At 44.2% G+C, this 13,173-nt stretch carries 10 protein-coding genes; 2 read left to right on the forward strand and 8 right to left on the reverse strand.

Features of this window, described 5'->3' with window-relative positions; translation table 11 throughout:
• Positions 1-186 precede the first annotated feature (186 nt).
• Both CFE23_RS03570 and CFE23_RS03575 read left to right on the forward strand, forming a co-directional pair.
• Positions 187-1,308 carry an alpha/beta hydrolase-fold protein gene (locus tag CFE23_RS03570; RefSeq protein ID WP_291084120.1) on the forward strand — a complete coding sequence of 374 codons (1,122 nt, stop codon included), beginning with the start codon at positions 187-189 and terminating at the stop codon, positions 1,306-1,308.
• Between the two features lie 477 nt (positions 1,309-1,785).
• Positions 1,786-1,956: a hypothetical protein gene (locus CFE23_RS03575; RefSeq protein WP_291084123.1), complete on the forward strand. Its 171-nt coding sequence runs from the start codon at positions 1,786-1,788 to the stop codon at positions 1,954-1,956.
• Positions 1,957-2,206: 250 nt separating this feature from the next.
• Here CFE23_RS03575 and CFE23_RS03580 read toward each other — a convergent pair whose 3' ends face one another.
• From CFE23_RS03580 to CFE23_RS03615, 8 genes are all read right to left on the reverse strand, one after another.
• Positions 2,207-3,970, reverse strand: coding sequence for a T9SS type A sorting domain-containing protein (locus tag CFE23_RS03580; protein ID WP_291084126.1), 1,764 nt, complete (start codon positions 3,968-3,970; stop codon positions 2,207-2,209).
• A 53-nt stretch (positions 3,971-4,023) separates the two neighbouring features.
• Positions 4,024-4,524 carry a hypothetical protein gene (locus tag CFE23_RS03585; RefSeq protein ID WP_291084129.1) on the reverse strand — a complete coding sequence of 167 codons (501 nt, stop codon included), beginning with the start codon at positions 4,522-4,524 and terminating at the stop codon, positions 4,024-4,026.
• 10 nt (positions 4,525-4,534) lie between these two features.
• A complete protein-coding gene (locus CFE23_RS03590) occupies positions 4,535-5,074 on the reverse strand; it encodes a hypothetical protein (RefSeq protein ID WP_291084137.1) in 540 nt (179 codons plus the stop codon).
• Between the two features lie 2 nt (positions 5,075-5,076).
• Positions 5,077-5,451: a hypothetical protein gene (locus CFE23_RS03595; RefSeq protein WP_291084140.1), complete on the reverse strand. Its 375-nt coding sequence runs from the start codon at positions 5,449-5,451 to the stop codon at positions 5,077-5,079.
• A gap of 976 nt (positions 5,452-6,427) precedes the next feature.
• Complete coding sequence (locus CFE23_RS03600; RefSeq protein ID WP_291084143.1) at positions 6,428-7,708, reverse strand: T9SS type A sorting domain-containing protein; 1,281 nt, start codon at positions 7,706-7,708, stop codon at positions 6,428-6,430.
• A 5-nt stretch (positions 7,709-7,713) separates the two neighbouring features.
• On the reverse strand, positions 7,714-9,297 hold the full coding sequence (locus CFE23_RS03605) for a hypothetical protein (protein ID WP_291084146.1): 1,584 nt from the start codon (positions 9,295-9,297) through the stop codon (positions 7,714-7,716).
• Positions 9,298-9,683: 386 nt separating this feature from the next.
• Positions 9,684-10,967 (reverse strand): citrate synthase, encoded by a 1,284-nt coding sequence (locus tag CFE23_RS03610; RefSeq protein ID WP_291084149.1) that lies wholly within the window; start codon positions 10,965-10,967, stop codon positions 9,684-9,686.
• Between the two features lie 191 nt (positions 10,968-11,158).
• The gene (locus tag CFE23_RS03615; protein WP_291084152.1) at positions 11,159-13,156 is read right to left on the reverse strand and encodes a T9SS type A sorting domain-containing protein; all 1,998 of its coding nucleotides are present in this window, start codon (positions 13,154-13,156) and stop codon (positions 11,159-11,161) included.
• Positions 13,157-13,173: the final 17 nt, after the last annotated feature.

Genomic DNA, 13,173 nt, shown 5'->3' on the forward strand with positions numbered 1-13,173 from the left:
GGTAAAATACAATTTTCCCGAGACTAATTTTACGGGAAAACCATACTTTTTCTAAATTTTTCAAAAATCGATTTGCGCACTGTTTTTAATACGCCTCCTTCACCATTAAATGACCGGGCGGGCGGCAAATCATTGGATTTGAAAAATAACAGTCCTGTTATCGCAGGATTTTTTATCTTCGGAGGTATGAAAAAAATTCCTTTACTCTTATTGTTGTTTCAGGTTGTTTGCTTCGGGCAGCAGGTTGACAACGTTTCCATCGATTCTAAAATCATGGGCGAAAAGCGGGAACTGCTGGTCTACACGCCGTTTGGGTATGGTGAGGCAACCGACAACACCTTTGACGTGTTTTATGTATTCGACAGCCAAAACCGCGATGCGTTTGACTTGGCGCATTCATTGCTGGCCTATCAGGAAACCGGCGGAAAAAGCTTTATCGTGGTGGGAATCGTTTCCGAAAACCGCAACAAGGACATGCTGCCGGCACAGCAAACTGCTGCCTACCGGGAAAAATGGGGTGAGAATGCCGGCAATGCGGACCGATTCATGGCTTTTCTGTGCAATGAGGCGATGCCGTACCTGGCGGCCCATTACCGGGTGGGCGGCACTCGGATTGCTGTGGGTCATTCGAACAGCGCCGCCTTCGTTTTGTATACCCTGATGAAAGACCAAGGCCTGTTCAATGACTATATCGCCATTTCCCCGAACTTCGCGAACGATGAATACGCGTTGGCCAAACAATTTGAGGCGTTTGATTACAGCAAGCTGCTGCAAAGGAAATTCGTTTACGTGAGTCATGCCGCAGAAGAAACGATTCAAGGCTGGGAAATCTGGAAAACGGGACGCGAACGGTTTTATGCTTTTGCCGGGCAATCGGAAGCGCTGAAAAAGAAGCTGGATGTTGTAGTGAAATCTTATCCTAACGAGGGGCATTGGAGTACATACCTGCCTTCGCTACAAAATGGGCTTCGGGAGTATTTTGCTTATGAAGAGCGGGTGGCGAATGACTACAGTTCCGAAACCTATTCGGTGACGATAACCGTGGTCGTACCCGATAAGGACGACGTCGTGTTCCTCACCGGCAACCAGCCGGAACTGGGGAACTGGGATCCCGGAAAAATACAGCTGATACGGAAATCGGATTTTGTACGCGAGTTGACGCTGAAACTGCACAGCCCGGCGCTGTTTAAATTCACGAAAGGGAGTTGGGCGACGGAAGGAAGCGTCAAGGGCTTCCAGGGAAATATCAAGATTGACACGGAAGAAACGCAGCGGTTTGCCTTTGAGGTTTTACGATGGAATGGGTAATGAAATATTCTTATTCCTGAAGGCGCCGGAATCATTTCTGAACGTGCCGAGATAGCCCATTCTATGACAAACGTAGCGAAGATATGTGCGAAGATTCCTCCTTCGTCGAAATGACAATGTCCAGACAGGCGCGCTGAAGATGAGTTTATCGTTTGAGTTGATTGGCGGACAAATTGTTTTCAAACGCAAACGGTATGGGGTTGTCATTCCGACGAAGGAGGAATCTTCGCAAGAATAACCCCGACTGCTCCGATTTCCAATCGGTGCTATGGTCCGGGGGAGATATATCAGCGCTATCGGGTAGGTAAAAAAGGGGACGCCGCAATACGAGCAACCGCCGTCATAGCAGTTCAAATAGCAGGTTTTCAATTCGATAGCAAAGTTACTAATGAAGGTGTTAAATTAGCGGCGACCGCTATAATAGACCAAAGTATTGATACGGTAAAAGACCAAGAATTAAAACAAAATAAATAAACCATGAATCTTTTGAAATCTATCGGACTAATTACCGTTGGTGTTTTAGCCATAATTTATACTTACAAACACCCCAATAAAACTTTTCCAGCACATACAGTTGGTGGATATATGGGTGGAGTTGGTTTTATTATTCTGGGAATGATGCTCATGTTCGGCGCTATTTCATTGTAAACTTGAACATAATTTCTTTATTTAACGGGTAGTCTGAATTTTGAACTCACGCGGGTCGCCAACTCTCGATGATGACAAGGTTCCTAAAAGGAACACGGCGCTGCGCCAGCGATCGAAGCAAGGTGCCGTGTCCCGAAGGTTCGGGACGTAGCGCGCGGCCCGCAGGGGGCGACCAAAACTAAAAGCTAATCGCTAAAAGCTGAAAGCTGACCGCTGAAAAAACACAAAATGCATCACAAAATCAGTATTTTCAGTCAACAACCAGTTTTGCACGATAACTTTTATTACCGGCCGTTACTTTGACCATGTAAATCCCCTTGGATATTTGATTTGTGTTGACGATGGTGTTTCCGGCGTTTAGCGTTTGGCTCAGCACTTTTTTACCAACGACGTCATACAGGTCGAGCGTTCCCTGATCAATATTTTCGTTGTTCAACGCAACAGTAAAATGCCCATGCGTTGGGTTTGGGTAAATTGTAAATGGATTTTCGCGGAATGGATCTGTATTTAATGGTATGGGTTCGAAACGGGCAATAAAAATATTTTGAGGTGTCCCATTTTCGATGTCATACGTCGATAGATCGGGCTGGTGAGAACCCTGGGTCGTCAAACCCGTTGTGCTCGAAGACGTGCCCACCACGAAAAAAGTATCCGTAACCGATGGCAGCATGACCATATCATACTCAAACAGATTGCCTCCATAATAGGTACCCCAAATTTTTTGTCCCTGATTACCGAACTTGCAAATGTAGCCATCCGTTTGTCCGATTAACTCGGTTTGGTAAGCTCCGGCAGTGGCAAAGTTCGAATGCAGCCCGGTGATACCACTCAGGTACACCCCACCCGATGCGTCAACGGTAGTGTGGTCTAAACCATAATTGCCTCCAAATGGCGGATATCCTTCGTTTGAACCATTGTACGTCCCCCAATCCCGGGTGCCGCTTTCAGTAAACTGGACCAGATAAGGTGGCACTTCTAATCCTGGTGATTCCTGGAATACCCCTGGCGTGGTCACCAGATTGCTAAAACTGACCCCCGTAAAATATACTTTATCCTGATACACTTCGAGTGACTTGTTGGAGGTGCTGTTGTTTTCGGCATAATACGTACTCCATTCCCTTTGACCAGTGACGTCAAACTTCGAGAGGAACGTATTGGAACAATTCAGCGCAGTGGGCTGATAACCATTGGCAGAGCCGTAATAGCCATTGTCGGTTGGGTTTGCAGGGTTACAATTATTGATACGCCCCCGCACATACAATGCAGTTGTAGTAGCTTTTAAAGCAAGCATATAATTCCCATTAAAACTATAATAGGTGGTCCAGACGTGGCTGCCATTGTTATCGAATTTAGCAATGATCTGATCGGACTCTTCCTGTAATGCCTGAAAAGTACCTGTGGTGCCTAAATCCGGACTTGTTGAATTCCCCCCGATATAAAAATACCCTGAATGGTCATGGCTGATAAAAATCCGATTGAGGTAGCTGTAAATGTCATTATTACCAACGCCTTCTTCATTTAAACCACCGTAATAAGTACTCCAATCGAGGTTACCGGCTTCTGAAAATCGGGCGATAAAAAAATCTGAAATCCCATGCAGTTCGCCTTGGCTGGCGCCTGCCGAGGCAATCCCGGCTGCGCTTTGGGTAGATCCTACGACATACACATTGTCCAAATCGTCAAAATCCAAACCCGATACGTTGTCAAGATCACTCCCTCCGAAATAAGTAGCCCAGGTGAGTACGCCCGCGTTGTTGAACCTGGCAATAAATCCATCTGATTCACCCCCACCATAAGTAGGCTGATAGCTGTTTGGCGTCGAAAAAACAGGCTGTGACGTGCTGTTCCCATTGATAAAAACCCCTGCGATATATAGGTTTCCTGACCGGTCTGTTTTCGAATCTTTGAGAAAAAACCGCTCATCCCCAAAGTAGGTGCCCCAACTGCGTTGAAAATTAAAATCCTGCGCTGCTGCGGAAATACTGAGTAGTATAAAAAAGGTAAATAATTTCATGGGAGTAAAAGTAAAAAATAGACAGACAGCACAAGCCATCTGTCTATTAAAATTTATTGTATTGTGACATTATAAATTGGCGCTGCACCCGTACCCGTTTGGGTATAGCTCGCTGTCCAACCGCTACTGGTTAATGTAGTTGGGTAACCCGACCCTGAAAATCCAACCTGTTTTGTAGTGGCACCGATTCTAACCTGTATCCAATAAAATACCTGCGCAGTACCTAACGGAAATGCAACAGTACTTGAAATCACTGAACTACTGGTAGCAGAAGTGGCGCGCTCCCAGGAATTAATAGTCGGCGTACTCGTGGGCGAAAAGAATGGAAAACGCGTAGCATTTGTTGTGGTTAGCGTGTAGGTGCCAAATGGCGGTATACTTACCGGACCATTCGGTTTGGAGTGGAATTGCGGAAAAGCATTCGCGGTACCTGTATTCGTTACCAAATCGTCAATGATGACGGTGTTGCCGGTTAAATTGAAAAGCTTGAACGTTTTTTGTGCCTGCATTTGTGCTCCGCAGATCAACAAAGCAATTATAATTAATTTTCTCATTGTGAATTGTTTATAGATCGATAAATGTTATTGTAACTTCTGAACTTGTTGGTGATAGCTGATAGAAATCGTAGTAAGCTTCCCATCCGCCAGTCGGATTAGTGAGTACGCCGCCTGGTGTGGAAACGCCAATTGTTCCGAAGTTGCCGGGATTTCCATTGATGGAGCCAATGCTAAAATCTACATAATTGAAGTTTTGGGAGGCTGCAAATGCGTTATTCCAAAGACTTGTTCCCGTTTGATTGGTTAATGAATTGGTCGCCGAATTGACTCTTGTCCAGTTCAGGCCGCTGACAACCGGCGGCAGTGAAGTAGGCGAAGAATAAAACGGAAATTTAGTAGTACTCAAATTGTTTACAAGGGTATAGGATTGACCAGGGTATAGCGCAAAGGCATATCCATAACAATAAGGATAAGTTCCCACTGATGGTTTTGTCCTTATGCCATAAATCTTCATGGCACTACTCGTAAGATTGGTCACCGTTATATTCTTCTGAGCAAAACAACAACTACAAATAAATATTGATAAGAGCAACGTTAACTTTTTCATCTTTAATTTTTGTTTTGGTTGTATTGCTCGGCCAGTGTTTTAGAATATTCTTCTAAAGTAAAATAGATGAACATATCATCCGAAATCCCTTTTCTGGAATCAATTTCTGACGCACTCACACCAAGTTCTTTTAGTAACGTTACTGCTTGATTCCTAATTTCTGAGTTAACCCGCACATCATTTTTGGGCAACACGTCGTTATTGGCTGCCGGGTTTGAAGCGTACCACTTTTTTAAAGCGCTTTCAAAACTCAACATACTCGCCGTTTTCATAGCACCTGCGTTCTCCTTTAATCCGTTCTCTTCGTCGCTACTGCAGGATGACAGTAACAATACTGATGCAATTGCACCGGTAAAAATTAGCTTTATTCTCTTCATTGTGTTTATTTGTCCACGCTACAGATGGACGCTTGTTTTAGTGAGGTAGCTGTTAACATTACAAAATATACAGGCCGCTGTAATCGTCCTGTCAATACTGACCAATTCATAATCTCCATTTTTATAGTTGTAACATCGATTGCCCTTCGACATGGACCTGTGTACTGACCCGCCGGCATGCACGTAAATAAATATACATTTAAAAAGATGTCAAAATAATAATATTTATAAAAAATGAATTTAATGCGAAATAATAAAATTTAAAAAACGAATTTGGTTTTTACCCGATCTATGCCTTTCTATGGTTTTGGATTTTCTTTCTGACGCCCCCTATCCTATTTCCAGAACATCATTAAAATTAATCTAACAACCGACATCCAAAATTCATATAATACCAATAAAAAAGAGCCTTTTAAAGCAAATTCTAAAAATACATCCGCTATTTCACGAGTGACTTTTCAGAGGTTTTTATGGTTGTACAACGCCAACATGCATAACCTTTCCCACAACCAATTTTCCTGCTCATAAAGATAGCTATTTAATTTTTCCAAAAAATACCCTCTAGCGGGTATTTTTAAAATAACATTAAAGTTAACTTTATAATAACATTTATTCTCATTATGATAATATAACATCCACAAAGCCATGCGCACTGTACGCTCGAGAAGATGTGCAATCCCACGAGATACATTAAATTCACATTTTTTTTTCTGCGGGTCGCGCACAGAAGCGCCCAGTCTGTTCAGCATACTTAAAGCGCCTTTCGCAGCGCGAACCGCGAACCATATCCTTTGCGACGCGAACCACGGCGACCACCTCCTTATCAATAGCCCTGTTGCATTCCATACAAACATTAACCCACAAAAAAGCGCCACTTCCGCGGGGCTTTCTCATTATTCATCTTAAATTTATTGGTGTTCAAACGACCAGCTCCCAACCCGACATAAAAAACCCCGCTTGGGGCGGGGTTTAATGATTAGTTTTTGACGAACTTGCTGTTTAGTATTTTTCTTTCGCTGGTTTCCACAGTGACAAGGTAAATGCCGTTAGAGAAACCGCTGACATCAATCTGCATTTCCCGGCCTGACGCGGGACGCGCCAAAATCCGTTTGCCATCCATCCCGGTGATGGTGATGGATTTGAGGTCTGCTGCTTCATAGGATAGCGTGATCAGACTGTGGGAGGGGTTGGGATAAATCCTGATCCCGTTTGACTGCGCCGGCAGCGGTTCCTCCATATCCTGTGACGGGCGGTATACGTAAGAATTGCTACAAGATTCTATGTATGCAGCAAATTGGGAGCCACTTAATGCTTCAAAACCCGGATTCATCTCCACGTAGTCCCCGGCATGGTAGATGGCTTTAGCGCCTGACCAAATCGTATTAATACAATTAATCCATTGAGAGCGGGACTTGTCTTCTTCATAATAAGGGGTTACGAAATTTGTTGCCGTAAAGTCTGGTTTACAACAGTTAGTATACAAATCGGTGTCACTACAGGTAGAACACACATCGTCGATATAAACGATCGTGCGATGCTGGTTGTAAGTTGAACATCCTTCTACGAGGAATTCAAGCGTCGCCTGCTGATTGTGAATCGTTGAGCTATTCAATCGGCCGCAAACCCAACCCGTGTACATCGTAACGGTGTTGTCGATAAGGTTTGGCGCAGGATCAAAGATTTTATTTAAATAGCATTTGGTAGGATCTGCCTTGATGCATATCTCGCTCACAACAGTCCCTCCGGAAACAAGCCTTGCCCGAAAGTAGGCTTCTTCGTCATAAAGCGTATGGCTGTCTTTGTTGCTGTACTGGAATATTAATGAAAATGCAAATCCAAAGACGTCTTGACTTGCTCCAATATTGACCGGACCCGATAACGTCACCATCCCATTCGAGCTTGTACCGCTTATGAAATTAGACTCGAGTCTTACAGCATAGTTTCCAGAATGAACCCTAGCAACCGGTGTAACATATGGCGAAGGATTGATAAATGGATCGTTCCCATTTGCCAATGATGTGTCCGAAGATCTATTCACTGTTGCTGAAGGGGTATATGTCGTATAATTCGAAGTCCCTGTTGGCGTCGCGCATGATTGGTGGTCATTCCTTACGGGATTGGAAAAAAGGGATGCACTGTAATACTGAAAATGATTCGTAGCATTTTCAAAACCGGGATTTTCACACAGCGTCGTTTCCTGACTGTATAATCCTGCGCTGTATGCGAATACTGCGATGATCGTAAATATTTTTTTCATCGGAGTTATTTTTGATTTCTTAACAACAACTCCAACTTTGCATTCATTTCTTCAATCTGCCGCTGTTGTGCATCCAGTTTTTTATCCTGCTCAATCGCATAAAGGGTGAGTTCCTCAATTTTCTCCATTTGTTTGGCCTGCATTTCGGCAAGGTCAAGGCCGTCTTTGGCTAATTCTGCGGCGGAAGGGATGTTTGGCAGGTGCTTGTTGGCTTTGATGAATGCTTCCAGGTCTTTGAGCGATTGCAGTTTGTAGTCGTCGTTGAATACGTAATCCGCCCAGTTTGTTGTTGAACGAAGGGCTACCTTTACTTTTTCGGTGAGGATACCGCCTTCAACATATAGCCTGTAATTACCTGTAGTCGTTGCGAAGTTCGTCGAGTTCCCAATATAGACCCTACCTCTTGTGTCACCAGAGGCTTGTGTAGTATTAAAGAACAGGTTATTATTTCCCATGGTCACTGTCCTGAGACCTGATGTCGTGTTAATGGTACCATCATTTGTGAATAAATTTGCTGCAGCTACTGTGTATGAAGTGACAGTGGGTGAACCAGCGGGGGTAAGTGTGATGTTAGTACCCGCGGTTAAGGAGGTTAACCCGCCGCCTGAGCCACCGGCATCCGGAACAAGTATGACATCGCCATCTTTGTTTACGGTAAGTACTTCACCTAATGTATTTGCAGTTGCTGATGTACCCCGTGTGAGTCCTCTAAAACGAAGACCTGTCGTACCCGAAACCACAGCAGTTCCAATTTCCAATTGATTTGAAGGAATCACGTTGTTTCCCAAGTTAATTCCGGCTTTTCCGTTGGAGTCAATGTAGAGCCTTTGATTACCTGAACCATCAGCAAGGATAATGGTATTGCTTACGTTTGCATTGACAAGGGCGTGTCCAATAAAAGTATTGTCATTTCCTGCGTTAACACCTTGCCCAGACTGGTTACCTAAAAATAAATTTCCGCTTCCTAAAGTAACGGTAGACCCGGACTGGAATCCGAAAAAATTATTATTAACTCCTGTAATTAATGATCCTGAATCTGCTCCTATAGCAATATTATTATTACCGGAAGCGCTGGCACCGGCACCATACCCGAGATAAACATTCCTGTCACCGCCATTTTGATGTCCTGCCGCGTATCCTATCGCAATATTCTCGTTGCCTAAATTACCATAAAGCGCGTTATGACCTAAGGCGATATTTTCACTACCTGTAGTATTACCGCGCATTACATCAAATCCGATAGCAACATTGTTACTTCCAGTAGTATTGTTATTTAACGCCCGCCGTCCGATAGCGCAATTTCCATCACCGCTGTTAAAGATTAGTGTATTGAGAACATCGCTACGTGACATTGCCTGCGTACCGAAAACACAATTTGAACTTCCTGTCGAATTAATAAAACTGTTGTCCCCAAACACAGCATTACTAGTTGCTGTAGCCCCGTTAGCAGCTCTATTTCCAACATAAGTATTATTGCTACCGGCAGTACACACATCCGGCCCTGCGAAGTAGCTGTTAGCAGGTTGGGCGATTGCTGTGGTAATTCCAATTAATGCGCATAATAAAAAAAATAATTTTTTCGTATTCATAATTGTTGTTTATAAGGTTAATAGATCCTAAATTTAACGAAATTTAGTAATAAATTAACACAAAGTAATTAATTTAATCTCTTTTTTGAGCACTTCGAGATAAACTTCTTTGTAACGACACGCTCTCAAAGATGCAAGATACGTTAGCGTCTGTTAAACACTAGAAAGTCGCATTATAGCCCTTACATAGTGATAGAAGTCTTTTTGCAGCACGCACCGCACCCTTTGCAACACGAACCGCGTCCTTTGCGATGCGATCACCGGCCTAAGCAACACGAACCGCAGCTACCATCTCCCTATCAGCAGTCCCGTTGGGTTACATACAAACCTTACCCCACAAAAAAAGCCCCACTTCCGCGGGGCTTTCTCATTATTCATCTTAAATTTTATCGTTGTTCAAACGGCTTGAAATCCCTTAAAGGATAGCCCGTGTAAATCTGTCTTGGCCTTCCGATAGGCTCTTTGTTTTCACGCATTTCCTTCCATTGTGCAATCCAGCCCGGAAGCCTGCCTATCGCAAACAATACCGTAAACATATCCGTTGGGATGCCCAACGCACGGTAAATGATTCCGGAATAGAAATCCACGTTTGGATACAGTTTCCTGGATACGAAATACTCGTCTACTAAAGCGGATTCTTCCAATTTCTTGGCAATTTGCAATACCGGATCGTTCACACCCAGGGTAGAAAGCACCTCATCGGCGGCTTTCTTGATGATCTTCGCCCTAGGGTCAAAGTTCTTGTACACGCGGTGCCCAAAGCCCATCAATCGGAATGGATCATCCTTGTCTTTGGCTTTGGCCAGGTATTTGTCGGCATCGCCACCGTTCTTCTGGATTTCCTCAAGCATTTCTAAAACCGCCTGGTTCGCACCTCCGTGCAAAGGCCCCCAAAGCGCAGAAACACCCGCTGAGATCGAAGCAAACAAACCGGCATGTGACGACCCCACCATCCTTACGGTAGAGGTAGAACAGTTTTGCTCATGGTCGGCATGCAGGATGAACAATTTGTCCAGCGCATCCACCACAACCGGGTTGATCGTGTAAGGCCCTGTAGGCAATTCAAACATCAGGCGCATGAAGTTCTCTACATAGCCTTTGGTGTTGTCATAATAATTGAGCGGATAACCCGATGATTTGCGAAACGTCCAGGTAGCCAGTACGAGGAATTTACCCATCGTCTTTACAATGGCCTCATACATCTCCCCTTCGTTCTCTACATTCACCACCTTTGGGTTGAAAGCCGTTAAAGCGCTGGTCAGCGACGACAACACGCCCATCGGGTGTGCGTTCTTTGGGAATCCGTCGATGATGTTTTTCATTTCCTCATTCACAAGCGAATACTTGCGGATGTCGGCCTCGAATTGCTCGAGCTGTGCCGTCGTAGGCAATTCGCCAAAAATAACGAGGTAAGACACTTCGAGGAAGCTTGCTTTTTCAGCAAGGTCTTCAATCGCATAGCCCCTGTAACGTAAAATTCCTTCTTCCCCATCGAGGAAGGTGATGTTGCTTTTGCAGGAACCTGAATTCTTGTAACCCGGGTCCATCGTAATGGCGCCGGTTAAATCGCGTAGTTTGTTGATGTCGATGGCCACTTCATTTTCGCTCCCGACAATGACCGGAAACTCATATTTATTGCCATCCAATTCTAATATTGCAGTTTTTGACATGGTTTTTGGTATAAAATCCTTTAAAAGTAAAAAGTTAACAAACTTAACTAATTTCGGATGAATTAAAAAATCAATATCGGTATCAAATCGTTAATATTATTATAATTAGTGCAAAAAATAACCTTCGCTTCACGCTACAAAAAAACCCGCTCTGGTGAAGCGGGTTTTTAAGGAAAGCGATCGGGACGCTTTTATTTCTTAAGCAACTGCTGCGTTTTTACGCCAGTACTCGTTTTGACCTTTACATAATATACACCGGAAGTATATTGGGATACGTTCAGCGACGCCTCGGTGCCAGTTATGTCCCGCTGCAGTAAAATCCTGCCCTGGGCATCAAACAATTCAATAGTACCGATGTTGCCGTTTGATTTTATGTGTACCACATCAGCGGTAGGATTCGGGAAGATGGTTAGCGAATTGTCCTTCATGGTATCACCTGCGCTTAACGTACTGAAAACGGTTGTCGCCATATTCGTAATGACCGGGAAATTATAATCGAAGTAAATTCCGGCCTGCTGGGAAACACTATCTCCGGTAACAAGGTTGTCTTTGCTCCGAATCTTAAAAACGACATGGCCATGGGCCGCAGGATCTAATTGGATATCCTGAAAAATCAATTCCAAAACATTTCCTGTGAGACGCGCATCGACATTATGGGAGGCATTCAGCACCTGTAGAGAAGAAACATCAAACTTTGCGGTATCGATGGTATCCTTAACAACGATATTTTGTGCAGCATAAGTGCCGGTGTTTTCAAAATTGACCAGATAGTGCAGGTACTTCCCGATTTCAGTTGGAGAAACGTTTTCACCTTCAAGGCAGGTAATGTCATTGGGATCAAAAGAACCAACTACGGTTTGGTTCAATGCAAACGCATTGTCATCGGCATTTTCATCAATGTTCTGCGGAGAAATCGTTGACGAAAAGTGCAGCACGTCATTCAAATTCACCGGATTGGGGTCCGTCGGTGCATTGATGTGCATGGTTACCAGAATGCTTCTGGACTCTAATGGCATCAGATTTTCATAGCTCCAATTTAAGGACCCTGCATTTTGCAAACTCGGCTCGATGTTTGCCGATAGAAAGCCAACATGGGTACTGTCAAAATTGAAGTTGATGCCATCCGTCAAAGACATGACCTGATTGCCCTTGTTCTTGTATGTGATAAGATACTTCGCCGAAAATCCTGGTATTGCAGGCGTTATTGGAGCGATTACGGTTTCAACATCATTGTGGACGCCATTAGCGGTAACGCAGAAGTCCTGGGTACTTGTCACATTAGGGTAAATGAAAGGAATGGTTACCGTGGCGGGAGAAACCGTAAAAAACTCTGGATGCTCTACGGATGGTGTCACAGCATAGGTGCCAGGCGGTGCGTAAAATGCGTAGTGTCCATCAAATCCGGTGGCTGTCGCAAAGGACGTGGTGAAATCGGTAATGTTTAACCTCACGTTTGCCTGCAACGGGTCGGCGGCATCACAGCCATTGTTATCTGCATCAAATGATACGCTTCCTGTGATGGTATCGTAACCACCGCCGGGCGTAAAGCTGCAATACGAATTCACCTCGCAGCCTGTAATTCCAGCATAATCGAGGCGGGTGTTGATCGCATAAAACTCTTCTGGATCGGCACAGATGTACTGCAGGTTAAAATCCTCAACAAGTGTGATATTGCAATAGCTGCCATTCTTCACAAAGATCGACTGCAGTTGCGGGTTAAATGAGCACACAAGATCTGTAATCCAATGGCTGTTGCTGACATCAATTGTGGCAAGCTGGTTAAACGCGCAGTTCAGGTAAGCAATTGTTGTGGGCATGTGGACGTAGGTCAGCAGGTTGTTCGAGCAGTCCACCCATTCAAGGCTGTCCATTGAAGTCAGGTCTAAAGTCGTGATGGCGTTGTTATAACATTCCAGCCATTCGAGCGTATTAAAATACTGAATGCCTTCGAGGCTCGCGATCGTAGAATTTACGACATACAGCTTATACACCTGATTGGCTTCGGCTTGCTGGATTTCGCCGTCGTGATTCGCATCGATGGTGATGTAATTGCCGCTGAAGTTTTTTGCAATTCCATTTTCGGGCACTGCCGAAACGAGTTTGGCTTTGAATGCCGGATCAGGGATGTTGATGATTTGCCCGTAGATTGTTACGGAGAAAAACAATAATAGGCCGGTAATACTTTTCATTTTGTTTTCGGTTTATT

The organism is Flavobacterium sp. BFFFF1 (assembly GCF_002256285.1).
Classification (GTDB): Bacteria; Bacteroidota; Bacteroidia; order Flavobacteriales; family Flavobacteriaceae; genus Flavobacterium.

Excerpts from the sequence above, each read along its gene's own strand:
- CFE23_RS03580 (WP_291084126.1), bottom strand. The coding sequence starts at position 3,970 with ATGAAATTATTTACCTTTTTTATACTACTCAGTATTTCCGCAGCAGCG.
- CFE23_RS03595 (WP_291084140.1), bottom strand. The coding sequence starts at position 5,451 with ATGAAGAGAATAAAGCTAATTTTTACCGGTGCAATTGCATCAGTATTG.
- CFE23_RS03570 (WP_291084120.1), top strand. The coding sequence starts at position 187 with ATGAAAAAAATTCCTTTACTCTTATTGTTGTTTCAGGTTGTTTGCTTC.
- CFE23_RS03585 (WP_291084129.1), bottom strand. The coding sequence starts at position 4,524 with ATGAGAAAATTAATTATAATTGCTTTGTTGATCTGCGGAGCACAAATG.
- CFE23_RS03615 (WP_291084152.1), bottom strand. The coding sequence starts at position 13,156 with ATGAAAAGTATTACCGGCCTATTATTGTTTTTCTCCGTAACAATCTAC.
- CFE23_RS03610 (WP_291084149.1), bottom strand. The coding sequence starts at position 10,967 with ATGTCAAAAACTGCAATATTAGAATTGGATGGCAATAAATATGAGTTT.
- CFE23_RS03600 (WP_291084143.1), bottom strand. The coding sequence starts at position 7,708 with ATGAAAAAAATATTTACGATCATCGCAGTATTCGCATACAGCGCAGGA.
- CFE23_RS03590 (WP_291084137.1), bottom strand. The coding sequence starts at position 5,074 with ATGAAAAAGTTAACGTTGCTCTTATCAATATTTATTTGTAGTTGTTGT.
- CFE23_RS03605 (WP_291084146.1), bottom strand. The coding sequence starts at position 9,297 with ATGAATACGAAAAAATTATTTTTTTTATTATGCGCATTAATTGGAATT.
- CFE23_RS03575 (WP_291084123.1), top strand. The coding sequence starts at position 1,786 with ATGAATCTTTTGAAATCTATCGGACTAATTACCGTTGGTGTTTTAGCC.